Source organism: Veillonella agrestimuris, assembly GCF_943193065.1.
Lineage (GTDB): Bacteria > Bacillota > Negativicutes > Veillonellales > Veillonellaceae > Veillonella > Veillonella agrestimuris.
On sequence record NZ_CALPCS010000002.1, the window covers coordinates 71,117 to 95,330 of the forward strand.

Below are 24,214 nucleotides of genomic sequence, written 5' to 3' on the forward strand. Positions count from 1 at the left end.
AAAGAAGCGTATACCATGTTTGCTATACAAAAAGCATATTCTCAAGGTTCTCTAAAGCCTTCTCAATGGGGAAATAATTTAATAGCTGGTCTTGTAGTGGGCGTCGTAGCCTTGCCGTTGGCCATGGCCTTTGCTATTGCTAGCGGGGTTACACCACAAGCTGGTATTTATACTGCTATTGTAGCAGGGATTTTAGTCTCTCTCTTTGGTGGTTCACAAGTTCAAATAGCTGGCCCTACGGGGGCTTTTGTAGTTCTTTTGAGTAGCATTGTAGCCAATCATGGTATAAGAGGTCTTCAAGTGGCGACGATTATGGCAGGGGTTATGCTTATTTTTATGAGCTTTGCTAAACTCGGTACGGTTATCCGATTTATTCCTACCCCTGTGATTATGGGCTTTACCGCTGGTATTGGCGTTACTATTTGGATTGGTCAATGGCCATATTTTTTCGGCTTTCCTACACTACCTTATGTAGAACAGTTTCATCAAAAGTTGTGGGGAATGATCCAATCATTGCCATATTCTGATATTCCTACATTAGGGATTTCTCTGTTAAGTTTATTCATTTTATTAGTGTTTCCTAAATTTTCTATAGGAAACAAAGTGCCTGCCCCGATTGTGGCGATGGTAGTGGCTACTATGATACAAGCGTATTATCAGTTTCCTACCGTTAGCACTATAGGCTCTGCCTTTGGCGGTATTCCTCAAGGTTTACCATCGTTAACGATACCTGTTTTTTCCCTCGATGAAATGCTAGCACTCATTGGTCCTGCTTTCACAATAGCAATGCTAGGAGCAATTGAATCTTTGTTATCTGCTGTCGTTGCAGATGGTATGAGTGGCCAAAAACATGAATCGAATACGGAATTATTGGGTCAAGGATTGGCTAATATTGTCACTCCTTTACTAGGTGGTATTGCTGCAACAGGTGCTATTGCACGGACAGCGACAAATATCCGACAAGGTGGTAATTCGCCAGTTGCTGGCATTGTACACGGCATTGTGCTAATTGCTATATTATTGTTTTTAGCGCCCTATGCCATATATATTCCGCTTGCTTCCATGGCGGCTATACTATTTGTAGTAGCTTATAAAATGAGCGATGCTCCTCGTTTTATTAAGATGATTCGCTTAGCTCCGAGACAAGACCAGATTATATTAATTCTTACATTTTTCTTAACTATTTTTACAGATTTAGTAGTAGCTGTTAATGTAGGCGTCATATTATCAGTATTATTATTTATGCGTAGAATGGTAAATACTATAGATATTCACGAAGTGAGCTGTGAAGAGTTATCGGCAGAAGTGCAACATGAGCTTCATATTCATCCTGATATTATGGTCTATACTGTAGAAGGGCCGTTGTTTTTCGGTGCTGTTACGGCCTTTGAAAAAGTATTGAAATCCATTAATCAAGATCCTAAGGTGCTTATCGTTCGATTAAATGAAGTTCCTTTTGTTGATTTAACAGGTCTTCGTGTATTGAGTAGTATTGTAGAAGAATTAAAAAAACGAAATATTATCGTTTTAATTAGTGATGCAAACTACGAGATTCGACGAGAAATGTATAAAACTGATTTCTTAGACGTATTAGGGCGTCATCATATGTGGCGTAAATTTGAACGGGCTTTAAAGAAAGCTGAACGGTATATAGAAACAGAATCGGCTCATAAATAGTTACTTCTTAGAAGTTGCTTGCTTTTTGAAACTAAATAGGTTAGAATTGTACATAAGTTTTTAACTCATCAAGAGTAGTGGAGGGATAGGCCCAGTGAAGCTACAGCAACCCTTTATAGAAGAAGGTGCTAAATCCAACAGTCCTAGACTGATAGATGGGTCTCCCTCATGAGAGACCATGAGGGATTTTTTTATTATAGGAGGAACAAATGGCAGAAAAACATATGTTTTTTACTTCTGAGTCTGTAACTGAAGGCCATCCAGATAAAATAGCAGACCAAATTTCTGATGCTGTATTGGATGCGATTATTGAAAAAGATCCAAAAGCACGTGTGGCTTGCGAAACGCTAGTAACAACTGGCTTAGTTCATGTAGTAGGGGAGATTTCCACTACTACATATGTAGATATCCCACGTATCGTTCGCGATACGATTCGAGAAATCGGTTATACTCGTGCAAAATACGGTTTTGATAGCGATACTTGTGGCGTACTTGTATCTATCGATGAGCAATCTGCTGATATCGCTATGGGCGTTGATGAGGCTTTAGAATCTAAAGAAGGTCATGGGGAAGTGCTCGATAAAATTGGTGCTGGTGACCAAGGTATGATGTTTGGTTACGCTTCTAATGAAACGCCAGAATTAATGCCGTTGCCGATTTCTTTGGCCCATCGTTTATCTCGTCGTTTAGCAGAAGTTCGTAAAGATGGCACATTAACATATTTACGTCCAGACGGTAAAACACAAGTTACGGTAGAATACGTTGATGGAAAGCCGAAACGTATTGATACTATCGTTATTTCCACACAACACAGCCCAGAAGTTACACAAGAGCAAATTAAAGCTGATTTAAAACGCTATGTAATTGACGCAGCGTTGCCAGCTGAATTTGTGGATGAACATACTAAATATTTCATCAATCCTACTGGCCGATTTGTTATTGGCGGCCCACATGGTGACGCTGGTTTAACAGGCCGTAAAATTATTGTAGATACCTATGGCGGTATGGCTCGTCATGGAGGTGGTGCATTCTCTGGTAAAGATCCTTCCAAAGTTGACCGTTCTGCAGCTTATGCCGCTCGTTATGTAGCGAAAAATGTAGTAGCTGCAGGCCTCGCTGATAAATGTGAAGTGCAAGTTGCTTATGCCATTGGTGTAGCAAAACCAGTATCTGTTTTAGTCGATACATTTGGTACAGCTCATATTGAAGAAGCTAAAATCGAAGAATTAGTGAAAAAGCACTTTGACTTGCGTCCAGCAGGTATTATTGAAATGCTTGATTTATTAAAACCACATTATCGTAAAACAGCGGCTTACGGCCATTTTGGTAGAACTGATGTAGACCTACCATGGGAACGTATAGATAAAGCTGATACTCTTCGTCACGAAGCAGGTTTATAAGATTTACATAAGACCCTAGCACAGTACTAGGGTCTTATTTTATTCTCTTTTCATGATATAATGTAAAGGTTAAAGGAGGTGGACTAATGCGTGTTGCACAGGTAATTATTAATCGCCCTGCTAAACAATTAAATAAACCATTAAGCTATATATTGCCAGATAAATTTGGCGATGTTGCCTCTGGGACACGTCTATTAGTCCCTCTCGGTGGTAGTCGCGAAGAAGGTATCCTCATTGGTTATGAAGAGTTAACAGAAGCTCCCGACTTTGCTCTTCGCGCCATTATTCAGGTTTTGGATAGTGAACCGTGGTTTACGAAGGAAATGATGGATACAGCGAAACAGATTAGTCAGTATTATCTTTGCTCTTATGGCGATGCATTGAGACTCTTTACGGTTCATAAAACATTGAAATCTTATGATGCACCAAAAGAGGAGTGGCTCGTTGTTTCTTCAGAATTTTCGGTTACTCAATTTAGTCCTAAGAAAAAGAAACAAAGGGAGTTAGCGGCTTACTTAATAGAAGTTGGCGGTGCTCCTAAATCATTATTGCGAGCTAAAGGCTTTTCCCATATGGTGATTAAACAAGTAGCGGCTGAACCAGGTATTTCTATTGAGTCTCGTTTTAAAGATACTAAAACGACTTTTACAGAACTATTAAGTAAGGAAGAAGATATTCCTTTAACTGATGCACAAGCGTCTGTTTATAAGCCCATACAACAAGCTATTGATGAACACCGTTATGAACCATTTTTACTTCACGGTGTGACAGGGAGTGGTAAAACACAAGTGTACTTGAGAGCGGCCGCCCGCTGTATAGGTGAGGGGAAGACTGCTATTATTTTAGTTCCTGAAATTGTGTTGACCGACCAAATTGTACGACGATTTGTAAAGACTTTTGGACAAGAAGTTGTTGTATTCCACAGTAAATTAACTATTAGCGAACGGAATAATAATTGGGAACGGATTCGAAGAAAAGATAGTCACATCATTATCGGTGCTCGTTCGGCTATATTTGCACCAGCTGAAGATATTGGATTGATTGTGTTAGATGAAGAACATGATACATCGTACAAACAAGAAGATATGATTCGTTACCATGCTAGAAATGTAGCGTTGTGGCGCGCTAAGGCACACCAATGTCCTGTTATACTTGGCTCTGCTACGCCATCTATAGTCTCTTTCTATAAAGCGCAAGAAAAAGAATATACATTGCTAGAATTGCCTTATCGTATTTATGAACAGCCTATGCCGGAAGTTCATATTATCGATATGAAAGAGGAAATGATTCGTGGCAATTACTCAGTTTTTTCAGATGCCATGATGGAATTAATTGAAAGTACGTTAGAAGAGCAAAATCAAATGATTATGCTCTTAAATCGCCGTGGTTATAGTACTTTTGTTATGTGCCGCGATTGTGGTGAGACTATAATGTGTCCTCATTGTTCGGTGTCTATGGTATATCATCAAGAAGGTGAAGAACTTCGGTGCCATTATTGTGATCATCATGAACCAATTCCCACTATGTGTCCTAAGTGTGCCAGTAAAAAAATTAAATTCTTTGGATCTGGCACACAGAAAGTAGAAGAAGAATTACGTCGTCATTTTAAAGAGGCTCGTATTGCTCGGTTAGATCAAGATGTAACGAGACGGAAGCATTTAGCCGAAGATATTCTCCGCGATTTTGGAAATCACAAATACGATATTTTGCTAGGCACTCAAATGGTTTCTAAAGGTCATGATTTTAAAGATGTCACTGCGGTAGGTATACTAACGGCAGACTCAGTACTAAATATTCCGCTTTACTCCGCTTCAGAGAGAGCTTTCGATTTGCTTACCCAAACATCGGGTCGTGCTGGACGTGGTGAAAAAGAGGGACGCGTTGTAATCCAAACATATAATCCTTTGAATTATGCTATAATAAAGAGTAAGGCTCATGATTATGAAGGGTTTTATAATGAAGAAATTGCAAATCGTCGTGAACTAGGATATCCGCCTTTCAAAGATATGATATATATGGTCGTACGCCATGAAAAAGAAGACATGGTGAGTGATATTGCACAGCGCATAGTAACCGATTTGGACTCGCATTTTCAAAGTAATGACATTGAAATTATAGGTCCTTATGAAAGCGGTATCAAAAAAATTCGCAATATGTATCGATTATCTATTATGATTCGCGGTATGGACTTGAAGGAATTAAAAGAATATATATATAATTCGTGGATTTTTACACAAGAAGGTCTTCTTATTGATGTAGATCCTATTTGATAAAGAGGAAATATATGGCAGTTTTAGATATTGTAAAGGCAGGTCACCCTGTATTAAAAGAGGTGGCAAAGCCAGTTGAACATGTAAATAAAAAATTGCGTACATTAATTGCTGATATGGCAGAAACTATGTATGCTACAGAAGGTGTAGGTTTAGCTGCACCACAAGTAGGCGAATCATTGCGTATTATCGTTGTTGACGATCATGCAGGCAGTGGTTTGATTGCTCTTGTTAATCCTGAAATCACTCGTGCTGAAGGTTCTCAAATTGGACCAGAAGGTTGTTTAAGCGTTCCTGGTTATTTTGGTGATGTAGAACGATATGAAACAATTACTGTAAAAGGGATTAACGAACATAACAAAAAAGTAACGATTAAAGCAGAAGGCTTCTTGGCACGTATTTTCCAACATGAAATTGATCATTTGGAAGGCTATTTATTTATTGAAAAGGCGACAAACTTGCGATTAATTGCAGATCATCCAGAGGAGAAAGAAATTGTCTAACGAAACATTGCGTGTTCTATTTATGGGTACGCCTGATTTTTCTGTGCCTACTTTGAAAGCATTAGCAGAATGGGGCCATCATATTGTAGGAGTGTATTGCCAACCAGATAAAGAAAAGGGCCGTGGCAAACAATTACAGAAGCCTCCTGTTAAAATGGCTGCTTTAGAATTAGGACTACCAATTTTTCAACCGCACACATTAAAAGATGAAGCGGTAAAAGAAGAGCTGATGGCTTTAGAGCCGGATGTGGTGGTAGTTATTGCGTATGGTAAAATTTTACCGCCATGGCTCATTCGATTCCCTCAATATGGCTGTATCAATGTGCATGCTTCTATATTGCCAAAGTACAGAGGGGCAGCACCAATTCATTATGCCATTTTAAACGGTGATAGTAAGACAGGTGTTACTATTATGCATATGGATGATGGTCTTGATACAGGGGATATCATTGATATCGTCGAAACAGATATTGGTCCTAACGAAACGACAGGTGAGCTTTTTGAACGACTAGCTAAACTAGGAGCAGAAACAATTAATCCTGTACTAGATAAATGGGTAGCAGGTACTATTCAAAGTATCCCTCAAGATGATGACGCTGCTACACATACCGCTAAGATTACGAAAGATATGGGACATATTGATTGGACTAAAGATGGGGTGACTATTGCTAATCTCATTCGCGGGTTAAATCCAACACCAGGTTGTTATACCTATTTAAGTGGAAAGCGATTAAAAGTATGGAAAGCTATCCCTATCATTGCTAGTGCTAATACTATTGAAGTGAATGGGAAATATCTATCTGTTAGTGATGCAGATGAACCAGGTACAATCGTATCTACCGTAGGTGGTATGATTGTTGCTACAGGAAATAATGGCTATCTTTTAATTACAGAAATTCAACCAGAAAACAAAAAGCGCATGACTGCTCAAGATTTTATTAACGGACACCAAATCAAAGGTGGGATGGCTTTTGACAAAGGATAATGTGAATAATAAAAACTATAGCCTTTATATACAGCTGTCGGGCGTAACTTGTTTGCTATTAGTTAGCATTATTGTTTTCTTTATGTATGTTATGTGGCCTGGATTAGAGCGACTATCTTATATATGGGCTATAATCTTTGAAATGATAGGAGCTATAATCATTATTTTAATGATTACCTTATGGCTTGTATTAGTGCTAGCTTCACTAGGTATGAAGATACATCCATTTTTATTGCGTTTATCGAATCGTTTTATTTACGCTCTATTTCCTATTACGTTAACCATAGGATCTATTGTGGGAGGCGTAACAAAAGATTCCTTACGACAGTCTATGATTAGCTTAATTAATCATTTAGTATTACTCGATGGGGATTCGATTTCACCAGACCGTATTTTATTGCTCACACCTCATTGCTTGCAAAAAAGTGATTGCATTCACAAAGTCACTCATGACGTTTATAACTGTAAAGAATGTGGTCAATGTGACGTAGGTGGCTTGTTAGGTCTGGCAAAGGAATATGGATGTCAATTTATCGTCGTTACTGGTGGCACATTAGCGCGCATGAAGGTGAAATCTGCTAAACCAGAACTTGTCATTGCCATTGCCTGTGAACGAGATTTGGCGAGCGGTATGGTCGACGTATTTCCAATTCCTGTCATAGGTGTACTTAATGAGCGACCTAATGGGCCTTGTTATAATACAAAAATTGATTTACAAAATGTACGAATTGCTATAGAAAAAGTTATTAATAAGTAATGACTATATTCATGACTCTAAATTTATAAAAGATATGCACAGTAAGGAAGATTATGGGACATATAGACACATCTCAAAAACAAAATATTCGTTTGTTAGCTGTAAAAGCCTTAAGTGATATCAATCGTCATGGTGCATATGCGAATATTACATTACAAGAGTATATACAACGATATAATCTCTCTGATTTAGATCGACGATTTTTTACAGAACTCGTTTATGGTGTATTGCGGAGAAGAAATTATTTAGACGCTATTATTGTACATTTGGCAAAGCGTCCACTGAAAAAACTATCTTCTATGGCCGTTGAGATTCTTCGGCTTGGCGTTTATCAGCTTATATACATGGATAAAGTGCCCCCTAGTGCAGCCGTTAATGAATCTGTAACATTATCGAAAAAGCTAACTCGTGGACTATCCGGATTCGTCAATGCTATCCTTAGATCTGTGATACGGCAACAAGGTACGCTTGGTATTGATGATTTAGCCACCGATGAGTTAGAGCGTATATCGTTAATTTATAATATGCCTTTATGGCTCATTGCGCTTTGGGTTAATGAGTTTGGTCAAGAATATACAGAGAACTTGTGTGCTTGGTTCAACGAACAACCGAGACTGACGGCTCGTATTAATACTTTAAAAACAGATAGTTCTTCTTGCATAAATGCATTAAGAACAGATAATTGGGTAATTGAAGAAGATTCTGACTATAAGGATATGATTTATATTGATAAACATATTGGCAGTTTAGAAAAATCGAGGGCTGTTAGCCATGGCCATATTACATTTATGGATAAAGCCTCTATGTTAGTGGCGAGACTAGTGAATCCGCAAAAAGGGGATCGCATTTTAGATTGTTGTGCCGCTCCCGGCGGAAAGTCCATGTACATGGCTGCTTTAATGGAGAACGAAGGTTCTATTATGAGTTGTGATATTTACGAACATAAAGTAGACCTTATGAAGTATAATGCACAGCGCTTAGGAGCTGATATTGTATCTGCTACATTACAAGACGCTACCCAATTGCCTAGTACTTGGAAAGAGAAATTCGATAAAGTTCTTGTCGATGCGCCTTGTTCAGGCTTAGGTATTTTACAAAAGAAATTAGATATGCGATGGAGAAAAGATGAATCTATTCTTTCAGAATTGCCACCATTGCAATTGGATATATTAGAGAAGGCGTCTAATACTGTAAAACCTGGCGGTCGAATTGTTTACTCCACTTGTACATTGAATAAAAAGGAAAACGAAGATGTTGTTCGTGCTTTCCTTGCTAAACATAGTGAGTTTTCTGTAGAAATGGTACCTAGTGATTTTCCATTATCTTCTACAGATGGCATGATTACTACAAATCCAGCTATTGATCATATGGATGGTTTTTTCATGGTTTCCATGATTAAGCAGTCCTAATATATAGCTTATATAGGAGTATTTATGATTGAATTATTGGAAAAGTCATTAGATGAGTTGCAGAATCTCTTCGAATCCTATGAGATTCCTAAGTTTAGAGGAAAACAATTAATCGATTATATCTATCATCGTCATATTTTTGACTTTCAAGAGATGACACAATTTCCTAAAGAATTGAGACAATGGTTGATAGAACATTGTTCTATTTCATTGCCTACGGTTGTGACAGAATCAGTGGCTCCTGATGGGAAAACGAAGAAGTTATTACTCCAATTAGCTGATTCAAGTCGTATTGAAGCGGTACTAATGAAACAACATTATGGGAATTCTGTTTGTGTTTCATCTCAAGTAGGTTGCGCTATGGGCTGTGTGTTTTGCGCCTCTACACAAGGCGGATTATTTCGAGATTTAACTGTAGCTGAAATTGTTAGTCAAGTCCTCCTATTTGCGCAATTAGAAGGAGAAGATATCCATTCACTAGTAGTTATGGGGGCCGGTGAACCATTACAAAACTACGATAATGTATTGAAAGCCTTGCAATTAATCCATGAACCAACAGTTTTCAATATAAGTTATCGTAAAATGACGATCTCTACATGTGGTTGGGTTCCTAATATTTATAAATTAGCCGATGAGGGATTACCAATAACGTTAGCTCTATCGTTGCATGCTACAACAAATGAAGTGCGACGGACTATTATGCCTGTTGGTGCTTACCATGCTTTGGATGAAGTGCTCGAAGCAGTTCATTATTATTATGAGAGAACACAACGACGCGTGACCTTTGAATATATTTTGATTGACGGTGTTAATGCATCTTTCAAAGAAGCACATCAATTAGGTGAGATTGGAAAGAAATTCCCAAATTGTCATATCAATTTAATTCCTGTTAATGGTAATGAACATATAGACTTGTATAAACCGTCTAATGAGAATATGAATACATTTAAAGATATCGTATCATCTTATGGCCTTTCTGTTACAATTCGAAAGGAAATGGGAGATGCTATACAAGCCGCATGTGGGCAATTGAAAGTTGCTCATGGCCGAAAAGAGGAGATTCATGAATAATATATTTGGTTTAAGCAAAATTGGTTTAGTGCGACAGCAAAATGAAGATCGATTTTTCATTGACCAAAATATTTGTGCCGTTACTGATGGCATGGGTGGTTATATAGGTGGCGAAATCGCTAGTACCTATGCAGTTGATGAAATTAAAGAGTCCTTAGAGACAACAAATCCAATTACTGAAGAGTCTTTAGTAAAGGCGATTTTACAGACAAATCAAAAAATCATACAGCGGGTTGCTCATGAAGATAGATTATCTGGGATGGGAACAACTGCTGTAGTAGCTGCTGTTGTAGATAATCAATTATTCTGGGCTAGTGTAGGTGATAGCCGATTATATATTTGCCAAGATACTATATTGCAGCAAATCACAAAGGATCATTCTGTAGTGCAAGAATTATTTGATTCTGGGGAAATTACAAAAGAGGAAATGCTCACACATCCGCAGAGAAATTTAATTACGAGAGCTATTGGGACTGCCGATATATTGGAAGTTGATAGTGGCACGATTTCCATTACACCAGGCTCTAGACTTCTTTTATGTACTGATGGTCTAACTAGTTACGTCAGTGATGATGTCATAAAAGAGATAATTCTTAGTACAACTGATAATGAAGCAGCTGTACAAAAGATGATGGATGCTGTATATGAAGCTGGTGCTGGTGATAATGTAACTATTATTTTAGGTACCCTTTAATCTAGAGACGGAGATTAATAAGGACTATGAATATAAAAGATATAATATTGGACAACCGATATAACATAATCAGAAAGATTGGTTCCGGTGGGATGGCAGATGTATATTTAGGGGAAGATGCGTTGTTAGGCCGTCCAGTGGCGATAAAAATATTACATTCTAATTTTGCTAACGACGAAGAATTTGTAGCTCGATTTAAACGAGAAGCGCAAGCAGCAGGCAAATTAAACCATCCTAATATTGTCAATATGTATGATGTAGGATTTGACCAAGGCTTACACTATATCATTATGGAATATGTGGATGGGAAAACATTAAAAGAGTACATTAAAGAAAAAGGCCCGCTGTCCATTGATGAAGCGGTTAAGTTTACCATTGCCATTGCAGAAGGCTTAGAACACGCCCATGCAATGGGAATCGTACATTGTGATATTAAACCGCATAATGTAATTATTACTGATAATGGTCGTGTAAAAGTGACTGATTTTGGTATTGCTAGAGCTATGAACTCTACTAATACGATGATGTACACGAATTCTATTATGGGGTCAGCTCATTATTTATCACCAGAACAGGCAAGTGGCAAATCTGTTGATGGAAGCACAGATATTTATTCTTTAGGTGTTGTGTTGTACGAAATGTTAACTGGGAAAGTACCTTTTGAAGGGGAAACGCCGATTTCAGTTGCGTTAAAACATGTAAGAGAAAAAGTAACACCACCAACGCGACATAATCATTCTATTCCACCATTATTAGAAGGTGTAGTATTGCGAGCTTTAGAAAAAGATCCGAAGGATCGTTTTGCCTCCATTACAGATATGATTAGTGATTTGCGCTTATCTCAAGGTTTTACTATTGGTAAGACAAAGCGAGTAGAACCTTACGATTTTGCGACCCAAATGATTCCTACCGTTAACGCTGACACGATGGAAGAATTTAATACAATAGATGACGATATGTCGAATGAGGGTAAGAAAAAAACTATGTTAAATAGAATTGCATCGATTCCGCAGAAGTATATTGTACTTAGTGCAGCGATTATTTTCTTAATAGCTTTCTTAGGAGCTTTTTTGAGTTATGGTAATTTCTGGAGTAATACCACAGTAGAAGTACCTAATGTAGTAGGTAAACAAGCATCAGTAGCTAGAAATATGTTAGAAGATAAACGCTTACGTGTTTCCACCAGTGAAGTAACAAATGTCGATGTACCAGCTGGTCAAGTTATTTCTCAAACACCGGGAGCTGGTGAAAAAGTAAAAGAACAACGGACTATCCATTTAGTCGTATCGAAAGGTGTCGGCGATATTACAGTGCCAGACCTATCGGGCTTAACTGCTGATCAAGCGCGTCAAAGATTAAAAGACATCGGCCTTGTAGTAGGTAAGATTACGCAACAGCCGATAGAGGATAAACCAAATAACATTATTATTTCTCAAAGTCCTTCAGGAGACTCTAAAGTTGCCAAAGGTACGGCCGTAGATATCGTATTGAGTCAAACAAAAGCGAAAAAGATAAAAATGCCTTCTTTAGTGGGGATGACATTAAAAGATGCTCGTGATGTATTAGGCTCTCATAATTTAGGTGTGAATCAAGTAGATGGTTCGTTAGAAGAAAAATCTGTCGTTCTCGATCAAAGCGTTAAAGCTGGTGAAGATATTGAAGAAGGTTCAGTTGTAAACTTGACCACTGAATTTAAAGAAGAAAAGAAAAAAGAAGAACCTAAAAAAGAAGAGAATCGAGTAAAAGGTACGGTAGATGTAACGATACCAAATGGTGCTAAGCGACAAGAGTTACGTATTGTTGTCAAAGATGACGAAGGTTCTGTAGTTGTTTATGACGATGCCCATAAACCGGGCGATAGAATTGTTAGAAATGTATCTGGTGTGGGTAATGTGCGCATAGAAGTATATTTAGATGGAGCATTAGTGCAAGATACAGCACTATAGAGGTTCTATGAATACTGGTATAGTGATTAAAAATATGAACGGATATTTTTACGTTCAAGATGGTGACGGCATTGTTCATGAATGTAAAGTTCGTGGCCGCTTAAAAAAAGATAAGTATAGTCTTCTAGTAGGGGATTATGTTGAATTCTCCGATGAGAATTTAATTGAATCTATATTGGAGCGACACAATTCTATGGTTCGCCCTGCTGTAGCAAATATCGATCAAGTTGTTCTTGTCGTAGCAGCCCATGATCCAGATATCAATATATTGTTGCTCGATAAGATGCTAGTGATGATTGAACATGCGGATATACCTATTGTATTGTGCATTAATAAATATGATTTAGCAGATGATAAGACACACGAAATTCTTGAACTCTATCAATCTGTAGGGTATACAGTGATTACTACATCAGCATATATGAATACCGATATAGATAAATTGCGACATGTATTATCTGGAAAGGTTACTGCTTTTGCTGGTCCTTCTGGGGTTGGTAAAAGTAGTCTCCTCAATGCAGTAGATCCTAAATTTTCCTTTCAAACAGGGGGGATTAGTGAAAAAATTAAACGAGGTAGGCATACGACGCGTCATGCCTCTCTCTTTAGCTTAGATGCTCATTCATTTATTATGGATACACCTGGATTTAGTGCTATTGAATTTAACGATGTTTCATTAGAACGTTTACCTACATTATTCCCTGAGTTTGGTGACTATGTTTCGGATTGTAAATTCAGTCCTTGTTACCATGACCATGAACCTGTATGTGGCGTGAAAACGGGCATAGAAAGTGGTTTAATTAGAGAGAGTCGTTATCAATCCTATATGTCTATTCGTGAAGAGATTAAAAATCAGAGAAAGAGGTTTTAATATGATTAAAGTTGCTCCATCTATGTTATCTGCTGATTTTTCTATATTGCGGGAAGAGATTAAAAGCATCGAATTAGCTGGCGCTGATTTTCTTCATATCGATGTGATGGACGGTCACTTTGTGCCAAACCTAACATTTGGTGCCCCAATTGTAAAAGCTATCCGTCCACATACGAAACTTCCGTTTGATGTGCATTTAATGGTCACTAATCCTAGTGATTATGTAGAAGAATATGCCAAAATTGGTGTGGAATATTTTACTTTTCATCAGGAAACAGTGCCTCATATGCATCGTTTAATTCAATACATTAAATCGTCTGGCATGAAAGCGGGAGTGTCTTTAAATCCAAGTACACCTGTATCGACGTTAGAAGATGTAGCTGCCGAGTTAGATATGATTTTAATTATGTCTGTAAATCCAGGCTTTGGAGGACAAACTTTCATTCCAAGAGCTATTGAAAAGGTAAAGCAAGCTAAAGCATTGCTCGATGCTGCTGGTAATACGACAGCTGTTATCGAAGTAGATGGTGGGATTAATGATAAAACAGCAGTTCCTATTAAAGCGGCAGGGGCTACGGTTCTGGTGGCAGGATCAGCCGTATTTGGCGCTCCAGATCGGGCTGCTATGATTGAAGCTATCAGAAATAATTAAAGGGGTTAGATTTTGAGATAAATTACTCGATTTTATCATTAGATTGCTTGATTTAGCACATATATTTGTGATAAAATACCAAAGTATTAAAAATACGCACGTCAGTGGATTTCGGTACTGTGCTCAATTTCGAGTGACCCGAAAGATGAAGCGACGGAGGTTAATTAACAGGAGGTGCCACAATGGCAGTAGTATCAATGAAACAATTATTAGAGGCTGGTGTACACTTTGGTCATCAGACTAGAAGATGGAATCCTAAAATGGCGAAATTCATCTTCACTGAACGCAATGGTATTTATATCATTGACTTATCTAAAACAGTAAAAAAAGTAGAAGAAGCTTACGCTTTCTTACGTGAAGTTGCTTCCCAAGGCGAAGTAATTTTGTTCGTAGGTACTAAAAAACAAGCTCAAGAAGCAATTAAAGAAGAAGCTTTACGCGCTAACATGTTCTTCGTAAACGAACGTTGGTTAGGCGGCATGTTGACAAACTTTAAAACTATTGAAACACGTATTAAACGTTTAAAACAATTAGAAGCTATGGCTGAAGATGGTACTTTCGAATTACTTCCTAAAAAAGAAGTAATTGGTCTTCGCCATGAAATGGATAAACTTGAAAAATACCTTGGCGGTATTAAAGATATGCCTAAAATGCCAGGTGCGCTTTTCGTAGTTGACCCTAAAAAAGAAAAAATTGCTATTGCAGAAGCACAAAAGTTAGGTATTCCTGTAGTGGCAACTGTTGACACTAACTGTGATCCAGATGAAGTAGATTTCCCAATTCCAGCTAATGATGACGCTATTCGTGCCGTTAAATTGTTAGCATCTAAAATGGCGGATGCTGTATTGGAAGGTCGTCAAGGAGAATCTTTTGAAGATGCTTTGGAGAATGCAGTATCTGACGCAACTGAAATGGTTCAAGACGGTCGCGGTTAATCGTTATTAGGGGTTATTTGAAAGATAAATCTATAACATATATAATTGAGGTAAGGGATATCCTTACCTTAATTAGTACTAGGAGGTAACAAAAGAATGGCAATTACTGCTGCATTAGTAAAAGAATTGCGCGACATGACTGGCGCAGGTATGATGGATGCTAAAAAAGCATTAGTAGAAACTGATGGTAATATCGATAAAGCGGTTGACCTTCTTCGTGAAAAAGGTTTAGCAGCAGCAGCTAAAAAAGCTGGTCGTATTGCTGCAGAAGGGGTTGTACAATCTTACATCCATGCTGGTGGTCGTATTGGTGTGTTAGTAGAAGTTAACTGCGAAACTGACTTCGTTGCTAAGACTGATGATTTCCAAGCATTGGCACGTGATATTGCTATGCAAATCGCAGCTGCAAACCCTACATACTTGAACCGTGAAGAAGTTCCTGAATCTGTTATTGAACACGAACGCCAAGTATTGTTAGAACAAGCTAAAGTAGAAGCTGAAGAAGATGTAAAAGCTGGCCGTAAACCAAAACCAGAAGTAGTTTTGGAAAAAATGGTAGCTGGTCGTATTGAAAAATTCTATAAAGAAAATTGCCTATTAGAACAAGTATTCATTAAAGATGGAGACAAATCTGTTACAGATATCATTAATGAAAGCATTGCAAAAATCGGTGAAAACATCAACGTACGCCGTTTTGTTCGCTACGGTTTGGGCGAAGGCATTGAAAAACGTCAAGATGACTTCGTTGCAGAAGTAATGGCATCTGTTGGTAAATAAGTAAGATACAATAAGAGAACACCGTACAGTGTTCTCTTATTTTGCAATAGAGGAGTTAAAACATGGCAAAAAGAGATTTTAAACGCATTGTATTGAAATTAAGCGGTGAAGCACTAGCTGGTGACCAAGGTTTTGGCATTAATCCAGATGTAGTAGAAACATTTGCGAAAGAAATTGCAGATATCGCTAAAAGTACAGATTTAGAAATTGCTATTGTCGTTGGCGGTGGTAATTTATGGCGCGGTTTAGCTGGTAGTAATCAAGGTATGGATCGTGCCACAGCTGACTATATGGGGATGCTTGCTACAGTTATGAACTCCTTAGCATTGCAAGATGCATTAGAACAAGCTGGTGTTGATACACGTGTACAAACTGCTATTGAAATGCAAGAAGTGGCAGAGCCATATATTCGTCGTCGAGCGATTCGCCATTTAGAAAAGAAACGTATCGTTATCTTCGGTGCTGGACTAGGGAAGCCATATTTTTCCACTGATACAACAGCAGCATTAAGAGCAGCAGAAATTGAAGCAGATGCTATTTTAATGGCGAAGAAATTTGCCGATGGCGTATATGATTCTGATCCAAAAACAAATCCAAATGCCGTTAAATTCGACGAATTAACATATAATGATATTATTGCAAAAGAATTAAAAGTAATGGATGCTACATCTACTACTTTATGTAAAGATAACAATATCCCTATTATCGTATTTAGCATGGATATTCCAGGTAATATTACTAAAGCGGCTAAAGGTGAAGAAGTAGGTACAATCGTTCGTGGAGAATAGTCGTTAAATTAACTTCCAAAACAAGGAGACATATTATGGAATTAAAAGAGTTATTGCAAGAGCAAGAAACGCGTATGAATAAATCCATAGAAGCAATGAAAAATGAGTTTGCTTCTATTCGTACAGGCCGCGCTAGTGTAGCATTACTTGATAAAGTTATGGTTGATTATTATGGTACGCCAACGCCAATTAACCAAGTGGCTAATATTTCTGTTCCTGAGCCACGTATGATTTTAGTAGCGCCATGGGACAAAAGCATGATTGGTGCTATTGAAAAAGCCATTTTGCAATCTGATCTTGGCCTGAACCCAGGCAATGATGGTGCACAAATTCGATTAACGATTCCTCAATTGACAGAAGAGCGTCGTAAAGAAATCGTTAAATTAGTACATAAAAAAGCAGAAGATGCAAAAGTAGCTATCCGTAATATTCGTCGCGATGTTAATGATACATTGAAAAAAGAAGAAAAAGCGAAAACAATCACTGAAGATGAAGCTAAAGAAGGTTTAGAGCAAATTCAAAAATTAACGGATGCTAAAATCAAACAAATCGATGATTTGAAAGCAGTAAAAGAAAAGGACGTATTAGAAGTATAATGACTGATTCTAGTAGTCTTGTGGGAATGCCTTGGCAGCTCGCAAAATCTCAATTGCGGGCTGCCCATATTCCTTTTAAGGTAATCATAGGCGATAATTTTAATCGTTTTTTTGAAGTATCCTCTGAAGGATACTATGTAGCACGCATCACTGACCATGAAGATGGAATACATGTTCTATTGTATAGACCGATGGTTGCTAGTGACTTTGGCCATGCACAGGAGGTCATGTATGCTAAAAACATTATTTAAACGATCATCTGCAGAGAAACCTATTATCGAGGATCAGAATATACCTCGCCATGTTGCTATTATTATGGATGGCAATGGTCGATGGGCCAAGCGCCGTGGAATGCCACGTTCTATGGGACATCGGGCTGGAGCAGATGTGTTAAAACAAATCGTTATAGGTGCCGATGAAATTGGCATTAAAGCGTTAACCGTTTATGGGTTTTCTACAGAAAATTGGAAGCGACCAGAACAAGAAGTGTCCTTCTTAATGTCGCTAATTAAAGAATATTTACAAAATAATGTGTCTTATATGCATGAGCATAATGTTCGTATTCGTTTTATAGGACATATTCACGGACTTTCAGAGGAACTGCAAGAGATTATTGCAGAATCTGAAGAATTAACAGCGAATAATACAGGTCTTACCCTTCAATTAGCTATTAATTATGGGGGGCGTGATGAAATAGTAAGGGCTATGCGCAAGATGGTAGAGTCCGTTAAAAGTGGTACATTGCAAAGTGATGATATTACTGAAAGCTATGTAAGTGAACAGTTATTTACTAAAGAATTTAGTGATGTAGATTTGTTAATTCGACCAAGTAGTGACTATAGAATTAGTAATTTCTTACTTTGGCAATTAGCGTATGCAGAATTTTGGTTCACCTCTTTGCATTGGCCAGAATTTACGAAAGAAACATTATTAGAGGCTGTAGCAGCTTATCAAAAGAGAGAGCGCCGTTTTGGTGGTCTTCAAGAGGAGTAATCTATGCTTAAGACTCGAGTAATTACAGCTATTATAGGTTTTATTATTGCTTTAGGTGCTATTACTGTAGGCGGATTAATCTACGATATTGTTATTACATTATTAGCCTTACTAGGATGGAGAGAATTCGTATTTCTTTATAAAGAAAAGCGATTACGCTTGCCTATTCTATGGGGATTTTTAGCGATTATCGCTATCTTTGTACCACTATGGTTTAATGCTTATGTTATGAGTATATCCATAGGGATTATTTTCGTGGCATTACTCTATATGATTACAACCTTCAGCACTGGAAAATATAATATGACTAGTGTTGCTTATAGTATATTTGGACTATTTTATGTAGTATTAGGATTTGTATCGTTGTTACTCATTCGTCATAATGAGCTATATACTACAGTGCAAATGCCTATGGAAGGAACTGCTTGGGGTGTAGTACTATTATGGCTTCTGTTATTTTCTACTTGGGCTAGCGATACCTTTGCTTATTTTGCAGGCCGAGCGTTTGGTAAACATAGAATTGTACCTAATATTAGTCCTAATAAAACTCTAGAAGGATTTATTGGCGGATTTATTGGTTGTATTATAACTGGTGCAGTATATGCAGTTATCACATTCTTACCTATCTCTATGGGGATTTATGTAGGAATAATTTGCGGTATATTAGCGCCATTAGGAGATCTATTTGAATCGAAAATGAAACGCTTATGTAATGTGAAAGATTCTGGTGTATTATTACCTGGCCATGGTGGCGTATTAGACCGTTTTGATAGTCTATTATTTACAGCACCAGCTACATTACTATTTATTTTCTTATATTCATAAGTCTCACAATAGAGTAGAAGGTAATTATGAAATATATAAGTATACTTGGCAGTACTGGTTCTATTGGAACGCAGACATTAGACGTTATAAGACAACATCCAGATATGTTTTCTGCAGTGGCATTAGTAGCTCATAAAAATATTGAATTACTAGAAGCTCAAATTAATGAATTTCAACCACTTTTAGCAGGTGTTGTTGATGAAGAAGCATATGCGACCCTTAAATCAAAATATACGGGGCCAACAAAGTTAATTGGCGGTGAAGAGGCTTTGATAGCAGCGGCTACTTTACAGGAAGCAACTATGGTTATCACCGCTATTGTAGGTGCTGTAGGTATTAAACCTACAGTAGAAGCTATACAACATAAAAAAACAATCGGTCTTGCTAACAAAGAAACATTGGTGGCTGGTGGGCCTCTTATTACTCGTCTGGCTAAGGACTATGATGTACAAATTCTTCCTATTGATAGTGAGCATAGTGCTATATTTCAATGTTTAGAAGGTCAACATGAGGATAATGTAGACTCCTTGATTCTTACCGCTTCTGGTGGACCTTTGCGAAATTGGAAAAGTGAAGATATTGCCACTGCCACTGCAGCAGATTGTTTGCAACACCCTACATGGAATATGGGCAATAAAATTACTATTGATTCGGCATCACTTTTTAACAAAGGTTTAGAAGTGATAGAAGCACATTGGTTATTTAGTTTTGATTATGATCATATCGATGTGGTTGTACATCCACAGAGCATTATACATTCCATGATTCGTATGAAGGACGGAGCTATATTGGCGCAATTAGGCAATCCTGATATGCGTGAGCCTATACAATATGCCTTAACCTATCCAAAACGATTACCGTTAGATATGAATCATTTGGATTTTAAAGAGATATTACAACTCGAATTTATACCGCCTAGAATAAAGGATTTCCCTGCCTTAGCATTAGCTTATGAAGTAGGCAGAGCAGGACATTTTATGCCTGCTATTTTTAATGCTGCCAATGAAACAGCTGTATATGCATTTTTAGATGATATTATTCGTTTTGGCGATATTTATAAAATAGTAACTGCTGTATTAGATAAAGCAGAGAATACGAGTGAATTTACATTAGATAATTTATTAGCTGTCGATTTATGGGCTCGCAAAATAGCTAATGAAATAATATATAGGAGATAATATGATAACGGCATTAGCCACAATATTTGTATTTGGCCTCATCGTCTTTATCCACGAATTAGGTCATTTTGTTACAGCCAAGCTTTCGGGAATGCAAGTCGATGAATTTGCTATCGGTTTTGGCCCTGTCTTAGTGAAAGTTCAATATGGGGAAACTTTATATTCTATTCGTGCCATCCCACTAGGTGGATTTAATAGAATTGCTGGTATGAGTCCTGAAGAACCATTAAATGATCGTTCTTTTTATAATAAACCAGCCTATCAGAAATTTATTGTTATTTCTGCAGGTGCAATTTTTAATTTTCTATTAGCCATCATTATTTTCTTTGGCATTAATGTGTTTGTCGGTTCCTTATCGACTTCTGATAAGCCTATTATTGGAAGTGTTATTTCTGGGGAGCCAGCAGCGCTCGCTAATTTGCGAGATGGAGATGTCATTTTATCTATTAATGATAAACCAATTGCCAAATGGGAAGACATTTCCGTGACTTTAAAAGAAACAAAAGCTAATCATGGTGTTCCTATTGTAGTGAGTCGAGATGGTGAATCTTTAGAGACGACTGTTGTACCTAAAGATGATGGTAATGGCATTCGTATTGGTATTTATCCGTCTTTTGATAGACAAGCTCTTGGCGTAGGGGAGTCTTTTACGTTAGCTGTACAGAGAACTGGTCATATTATTGAATCTATGGTACTAGGTTTGAAAGATATGATTATGGGCACAGAAAAAGCTGAATTATCTGGACCGGTTGGGATATCTCAAATGGCTGGATCTGTAGCGCAACAAGGATTTGTGCCACTATTAGCTTTTGCAGCACTGTTAAGTATTAATTTAGGAATCATCAACCTATTACCATTGCCGGTGCTAGATGGTGGCCATTTAGTGATTATTTTGGTAGAAGCCATTACTCGACGCAAATTGCCACCAAAGGCACTAATGTACATTCAAATGGCTGGCGTAGCTATGATGATTGCTTTATTTGTGTATGTCACTACAAAAGATATTATTCGATTATTGTAATACAATAATCTAAAGGAGTATATATGATTACTAGAAAGCCCACAAAGGGTATTCATGTAGGGGCTGTTAAAATTGGGGACTATGCGCCAGTCAGTATCCAATCGATGATTACTACTGATCCAGTGCATACCGAAAAGGCGATTGCTGAAATTAATGGATTGGCCGCTGCTGGTTGCGAATTAGTTCGCGTGGCAGTGCCAACAATGGCATCGGCAAAAGCGTTAAAATCCGTCCGCGCAGGCATTCAAATTCCTTTAATTGCAGATATTCATTTTGATTATAGGTTAGCTTTAGAAGCTATTGATAACAATGTCGATGGTCTTCGTATTAATCCTGGCAATATTGGGGGAGAAGACAAGGTATTAGCTGTCATTGAAAAGGCTAAACCAAAACAAATTCCTATTCGAATAGGTGTAAATGCAGGTTCACTGCCAGAACATATTTTAGAAGCCCATGGTGGACATCCAACAGCCGATGGCATGGTAGAAACGGCATTAGAACATGTACGTATTTTAGAAAAGCTAGACTATACAGAGATGAAACTATCCATTAAGGCTACAGAAGTTCCGTTAATGGTAGAAGCCTATAGGAAACTATCTGATAAAGTACCATATCCTTTGCATTTAGGTGTAACCGAAGCTGGTACAGTGAAGCAAGGGACTATAAAGTCTGCTATGGGTATTGGGGCCTTATTATTAGATGGTATTGGTGATACATTGCGCGTATCCTTAACAGGGGATCCCATTCATGAAATTGAAGTAGCTAAAGGGATATTAGGAAATTTAGGATTACGGAACTTTGGTGCTACTATGATTTCTTGTCCTACTTGTGGTCGTTGCCAAGTCAATTTATTTGATATGGCCGCTATTGTAGAAGAACGATTAGCTACTATTTCGGCACCTATAAAAGTTGCTGTTATGGGGTGCGTTGTAAATGGTCCAGGAGAAGTTCGAGAAGCTGATTTTGGTATTGCCGGTGGCAATGGTCAAGGCATTGTTTTCCGCAAAGGGGAAGTTCTTAAAACAGTCCCTGAAGCAGAATTGGTAGACGCATTATTTAGAGAAATTGACGAATATTTAGAAATACTTAGTGAGGAGTAAAATATGTTAGCCACTAGATTATATGCTCCTACATTGCGAGAAGTTCCTTCTGATGCCGATGTAGTGAGTCAACAATTAATGTTGCGCGCAGGATTTATGCGTAAAGTTGCTAATGGATTATATAGTTTTTTACCATTAGGTTGGCGGAGTATTAAAAAAATTGAAGCTATTGTACGAGAAGAAATGGATCGTTCTATGGCTCAAGAGATTATGATGCCTATTTTGCAACCTGCCGATATGTGGAAAGAATCTGGTCGTTGGAATGCTTATGGTGCAGAAATGATGCGCATCAATGACCGTCATGATGTAGAGTATTGCTTAGGACCTACTCATGAAGAGATGATTACTACCTTAGTGAAACATGAAATTAACTCCTATCGTCAATTACCTGTTAATTTATATCAAATTCAAAGTAAGTTCCGCGATGAACGCCGTCCCCGCTATGGCTTAATGCGCAGTCGAGAATTTATTATGAAAGATGCGTACTCTTTTGATATCGATGAAGCCGGTGCAGATATATCATACCAATCTATGTACGATGCATATAGTCGGATCTTCTCTCGCTGTGGACTTACTTTCAGACCAGTTGAAGCCGATAGCGGAGCAATTGGTGGTAGCAAAACGCATGAATTTATGGCCATTGCTGAAGCTGGTGAAGCCGATATAGTACATTGTACATCTTGTGATTATGCGGCCAATATTGAAATTGGTAAACCAGGCATTATGAAACAAGAGGTAGAGCCATTAGGAGAATTACAAATCGTAGATACTCCAAATGCTTCTACTATTGAAGCTGTAGCGAATATGTTGCAATTACCACTTGAAAAAACAATGAAAGCTGTTGTTCTCTCCGTAGATGGTAAAGTTGTATTAGCTATGGTTCGTGGCGATCACGAAGTGAATGAAGTAGCAGTGCAACATGCTGTGAATGGTTCTGTAGAACCAGAAATGGCAACTCCAGAAGAATTAGCATCTGTAGGATTAACGGCTGGTTTTATTAGTCCTGTTGGTTTAGAACAAAATGAAAACTTCCTAATCGTCGTAGATGAATCCATTATGGAGTCTTACAATGTTTGTGGTGGTGCTAATAAAGCTGATGCTCATTATATCAATATCAATCCTAAACGTGATTTTAACGTTGACGACATCATTGTGGCACCTATTCGTTTCATTACTGATGAAGATAGTTGCCCAATATGTGGTTCTCCATTAGAGAAAAGCAAAGGGATTGAAGTGGGGCAAGTATTTAAGCTTGGTACGAAATATTCTGAAAGTTTAGATGCTACATTTTTAGACCAAAATGGGCGTCCTACACCTATGGTCATGGGCTGTTATGGTATTGGTGTGAGTCGTACATTAGCGGCGGCTATTGAACAATATCACGATGAAAATGGCATTATTTTACCGAGATCTATCGCTCCATTTGAAGTTGTTATTGTTCCAATTAATGCAAAAGACGAATCTTTAATGAACGTGAGTCAAGCTGTTTATAACGAACTCCTTAAGAATGGAGTAGACGTATTATTAGATGACCGTAAAGATCGGGCTGGTGTAAAATTTAAAGATGCTGACTTAATTGGTTATCCATTACGTATTACAGTAAGTAAAAATACATTAGAGAGTCAGGAAGTAGAAATTCGCATTCGAAAAACAGGGGAAGCTATTAATTGCCCAATTAATGAAGTTCTTGAAAAAGTTCGTGCTCTATTATTTACACTATAATAAGTTTCTCTACGTGTGATTTACTCCGTACAGCACTGTAAATG

General features: G+C 37.8%; 23 protein-coding genes and 1 riboswitch. All 23 genes read left to right on the forward strand.

Annotated features, from left to right (window positions below; genetic code table 11):
* Positions 1-15 precede the first annotated feature (15 nt).
* The 23 genes from NFR29_RS01375 (at position 16) to NFR29_RS01485 (ending at position 24,170) form a co-directional block, all read left to right on the forward strand.
* Positions 16-1,677, forward strand: a complete 1,662-nt coding sequence (locus tag NFR29_RS01375) for a SulP family inorganic anion transporter (protein ID WP_251422099.1) — start codon at positions 16-18, stop codon at positions 1,675-1,677.
* Positions 1,678-1,739: 62 nt separating this feature from the next.
* Positions 1,740-1,839, forward strand: a riboswitch (SAM riboswitch).
* Positions 1,840-1,886: 47 nt separating this feature from the next.
* Positions 1,887-3,077: a methionine adenosyltransferase gene (gene metK / locus NFR29_RS01380; protein ID WP_251422102.1), complete on the forward strand. Its 1,191-nt coding sequence runs from the start codon at positions 1,887-1,889 to the stop codon at positions 3,075-3,077.
* An 86-nt stretch (positions 3,078-3,163) separates the two neighbouring features.
* Positions 3,164-5,347: a replication restart helicase PriA gene (priA, locus tag NFR29_RS01385; protein ID WP_251422105.1), complete on the forward strand. Its 2,184-nt coding sequence runs from the start codon at positions 3,164-3,166 to the stop codon at positions 5,345-5,347.
* Between the two features lie 14 nt (positions 5,348-5,361).
* Positions 5,362-5,850, forward strand: coding sequence for a peptide deformylase (def, locus tag NFR29_RS01390; protein WP_251422108.1), 489 nt, complete (start codon positions 5,362-5,364; stop codon positions 5,848-5,850).
* 22 nt (positions 5,851-5,872) lie between these two features.
* On the forward strand, positions 5,873-6,835 hold the full coding sequence (gene fmt / locus NFR29_RS01395) for a methionyl-tRNA formyltransferase (protein ID WP_251422376.1): 963 nt from the start codon (positions 5,873-5,875) through the stop codon (positions 6,833-6,835).
* Positions 6,836-7,004: 169 nt separating this feature from the next.
* Entirely contained in the window at positions 7,005-7,592 is a 588-nt protein-coding gene (locus NFR29_RS01400; RefSeq protein WP_251422111.1) for a DUF116 domain-containing protein, read from the forward strand.
* A 53-nt stretch (positions 7,593-7,645) separates the two neighbouring features.
* Positions 7,646-9,001: a 16S rRNA (cytosine(967)-C(5))-methyltransferase RsmB gene (gene rsmB / locus NFR29_RS01405; protein WP_251422114.1), complete on the forward strand. Its 1,356-nt coding sequence runs from the start codon at positions 7,646-7,648 to the stop codon at positions 8,999-9,001.
* Between the two features lie 24 nt (positions 9,002-9,025).
* Entirely contained in the window at positions 9,026-10,072 is a 1,047-nt protein-coding gene (rlmN, locus tag NFR29_RS01410) for a dual-specificity RNA methyltransferase RlmN (RefSeq protein ID WP_251422117.1), read from the forward strand.
* Positions 10,065-10,766 carry a Stp1/IreP family PP2C-type Ser/Thr phosphatase gene (locus NFR29_RS01415; protein ID WP_251422120.1) on the forward strand — a complete coding sequence of 234 codons (702 nt, stop codon included), beginning with the start codon at positions 10,065-10,067 and terminating at the stop codon, positions 10,764-10,766. The genes rlmN and NFR29_RS01415 overlap by 8 nt, the downstream gene beginning before the upstream one ends.
* 26 nt (positions 10,767-10,792) lie before the next feature.
* Positions 10,793-12,712 (forward strand): Stk1 family PASTA domain-containing Ser/Thr kinase, encoded by a 1,920-nt coding sequence (gene pknB, locus NFR29_RS01420; RefSeq protein ID WP_251422123.1) that lies wholly within the window; start codon positions 10,793-10,795, stop codon positions 12,710-12,712.
* A gap of 7 nt (positions 12,713-12,719) precedes the next feature.
* Complete coding sequence (rsgA, locus tag NFR29_RS01425) at positions 12,720-13,583, forward strand: ribosome small subunit-dependent GTPase A (RefSeq protein WP_251422126.1); 864 nt, start codon at positions 12,720-12,722, stop codon at positions 13,581-13,583.
* Between the two features lies 1 nt (position 13,584).
* Complete coding sequence (gene rpe, locus NFR29_RS01430) at positions 13,585-14,235, forward strand: ribulose-phosphate 3-epimerase (RefSeq protein ID WP_251422128.1); 651 nt, start codon at positions 13,585-13,587, stop codon at positions 14,233-14,235.
* 182 nt (positions 14,236-14,417) lie between these two features.
* Positions 14,418-15,170, forward strand: a complete 753-nt coding sequence (gene rpsB, locus NFR29_RS01435) for a 30S ribosomal protein S2 (RefSeq protein WP_251422132.1) — start codon at positions 14,418-14,420, stop codon at positions 15,168-15,170.
* A gap of 96 nt (positions 15,171-15,266) precedes the next feature.
* Positions 15,267-15,947, forward strand: a complete 681-nt coding sequence (gene tsf / locus NFR29_RS01440; RefSeq protein WP_251422135.1) for a translation elongation factor Ts — start codon at positions 15,267-15,269, stop codon at positions 15,945-15,947.
* Positions 15,948-16,009: 62 nt separating this feature from the next.
* Entirely contained in the window at positions 16,010-16,735 is a 726-nt protein-coding gene (pyrH, locus tag NFR29_RS01445) for a UMP kinase (RefSeq protein WP_251422138.1), read from the forward strand.
* Between the two features lie 35 nt (positions 16,736-16,770).
* On the forward strand, positions 16,771-17,331 hold the full coding sequence (frr, locus tag NFR29_RS01450) for a ribosome recycling factor (protein ID WP_251422141.1): 561 nt from the start codon (positions 16,771-16,773) through the stop codon (positions 17,329-17,331).
* Positions 17,331-17,582 carry a hypothetical protein gene (locus NFR29_RS01455; protein ID WP_251422144.1) on the forward strand — a complete coding sequence of 84 codons (252 nt, stop codon included), beginning with the start codon at positions 17,331-17,333 and terminating at the stop codon, positions 17,580-17,582. Before frr ends, NFR29_RS01455 begins: the two co-directional genes overlap by 1 nt.
* Positions 17,563-18,324 (forward strand): isoprenyl transferase, encoded by a 762-nt coding sequence (locus tag NFR29_RS01460; protein ID WP_251422147.1) that lies wholly within the window; start codon positions 17,563-17,565, stop codon positions 18,322-18,324. Before NFR29_RS01455 ends, NFR29_RS01460 begins: the two co-directional genes overlap by 20 nt.
* A 3-nt stretch (positions 18,325-18,327) precedes the next feature.
* A complete protein-coding gene (locus tag NFR29_RS01465; RefSeq protein ID WP_251422150.1) occupies positions 18,328-19,149 on the forward strand; it encodes a phosphatidate cytidylyltransferase in 822 nt (273 codons plus the stop codon).
* A gap of 26 nt (positions 19,150-19,175) precedes the next feature.
* Positions 19,176-20,327, forward strand: a complete 1,152-nt coding sequence (locus NFR29_RS01470; RefSeq protein WP_251422153.1) for a 1-deoxy-D-xylulose-5-phosphate reductoisomerase — start codon at positions 19,176-19,178, stop codon at positions 20,325-20,327.
* 1 nt (position 20,328) lies between these two features.
* Positions 20,329-21,348, forward strand: a complete 1,020-nt coding sequence (rseP, locus tag NFR29_RS01475) for an RIP metalloprotease RseP (protein WP_251422155.1) — start codon at positions 20,329-20,331, stop codon at positions 21,346-21,348.
* 23 nt (positions 21,349-21,371) lie between these two features.
* On the forward strand, positions 21,372-22,448 hold the full coding sequence (ispG, locus tag NFR29_RS01480) for a flavodoxin-dependent (E)-4-hydroxy-3-methylbut-2-enyl-diphosphate synthase (protein ID WP_251422159.1): 1,077 nt from the start codon (positions 21,372-21,374) through the stop codon (positions 22,446-22,448).
* Positions 22,449-22,451: 3 nt separating this feature from the next.
* Positions 22,452-24,170, forward strand: coding sequence for a proline--tRNA ligase (locus NFR29_RS01485; protein WP_251422162.1), 1,719 nt, complete (start codon positions 22,452-22,454; stop codon positions 24,168-24,170).
* The last annotated feature ends 44 nt before the right edge of the window (positions 24,171-24,214 follow it).

Bases quoted from the DNA above. Each gene is read 5' to 3' on its own strand.
- NFR29_RS01375 (WP_251422099.1), top strand. From the start codon at position 16: ATGTTTGCTATACAAAAAGCATATTCTCAAGGTTCTCTAAAGCCTTCT.
- metK (WP_251422102.1), top strand. From the start codon at position 1,887: ATGGCAGAAAAACATATGTTTTTTACTTCTGAGTCTGTAACTGAAGGC.
- priA (WP_251422105.1), top strand. From the start codon at position 3,164: ATGCGTGTTGCACAGGTAATTATTAATCGCCCTGCTAAACAATTAAAT.
- def (WP_251422108.1), top strand. From the start codon at position 5,362: ATGGCAGTTTTAGATATTGTAAAGGCAGGTCACCCTGTATTAAAAGAG.
- fmt (WP_251422376.1), top strand. From the start codon at position 5,873: ATGGGTACGCCTGATTTTTCTGTGCCTACTTTGAAAGCATTAGCAGAA.
- NFR29_RS01400 (WP_251422111.1), top strand. From the start codon at position 7,005: ATGATTACCTTATGGCTTGTATTAGTGCTAGCTTCACTAGGTATGAAG.
- rsmB (WP_251422114.1), top strand. From the start codon at position 7,646: ATGGGACATATAGACACATCTCAAAAACAAAATATTCGTTTGTTAGCT.
- rlmN (WP_251422117.1), top strand. From the start codon at position 9,026: ATGATTGAATTATTGGAAAAGTCATTAGATGAGTTGCAGAATCTCTTC.
- NFR29_RS01415 (WP_251422120.1), top strand. From the start codon at position 10,065: ATGAATAATATATTTGGTTTAAGCAAAATTGGTTTAGTGCGACAGCAA.
- pknB (WP_251422123.1), top strand. From the start codon at position 10,793: ATGAATATAAAAGATATAATATTGGACAACCGATATAACATAATCAGA.
- rsgA (WP_251422126.1), top strand. From the start codon at position 12,720: ATGAATACTGGTATAGTGATTAAAAATATGAACGGATATTTTTACGTT.
- rpe (WP_251422128.1), top strand. From the start codon at position 13,585: ATGATTAAAGTTGCTCCATCTATGTTATCTGCTGATTTTTCTATATTG.
- rpsB (WP_251422132.1), top strand. From the start codon at position 14,418: ATGGCAGTAGTATCAATGAAACAATTATTAGAGGCTGGTGTACACTTT.
- tsf (WP_251422135.1), top strand. From the start codon at position 15,267: ATGGCAATTACTGCTGCATTAGTAAAAGAATTGCGCGACATGACTGGC.
- pyrH (WP_251422138.1), top strand. From the start codon at position 16,010: ATGGCAAAAAGAGATTTTAAACGCATTGTATTGAAATTAAGCGGTGAA.
- frr (WP_251422141.1), top strand. From the start codon at position 16,771: ATGGAATTAAAAGAGTTATTGCAAGAGCAAGAAACGCGTATGAATAAA.
- NFR29_RS01455 (WP_251422144.1), top strand. From the start codon at position 17,331: ATGACTGATTCTAGTAGTCTTGTGGGAATGCCTTGGCAGCTCGCAAAA.
- NFR29_RS01460 (WP_251422147.1), top strand. From the start codon at position 17,563: ATGCTAAAAACATTATTTAAACGATCATCTGCAGAGAAACCTATTATC.
- NFR29_RS01465 (WP_251422150.1), top strand. From the start codon at position 18,328: ATGCTTAAGACTCGAGTAATTACAGCTATTATAGGTTTTATTATTGCT.
- NFR29_RS01470 (WP_251422153.1), top strand. From the start codon at position 19,176: ATGAAATATATAAGTATACTTGGCAGTACTGGTTCTATTGGAACGCAG.
- rseP (WP_251422155.1), top strand. From the start codon at position 20,329: ATGATAACGGCATTAGCCACAATATTTGTATTTGGCCTCATCGTCTTT.
- ispG (WP_251422159.1), top strand. From the start codon at position 21,372: ATGATTACTAGAAAGCCCACAAAGGGTATTCATGTAGGGGCTGTTAAA.
- NFR29_RS01485 (WP_251422162.1), top strand. From the start codon at position 22,452: ATGTTAGCCACTAGATTATATGCTCCTACATTGCGAGAAGTTCCTTCT.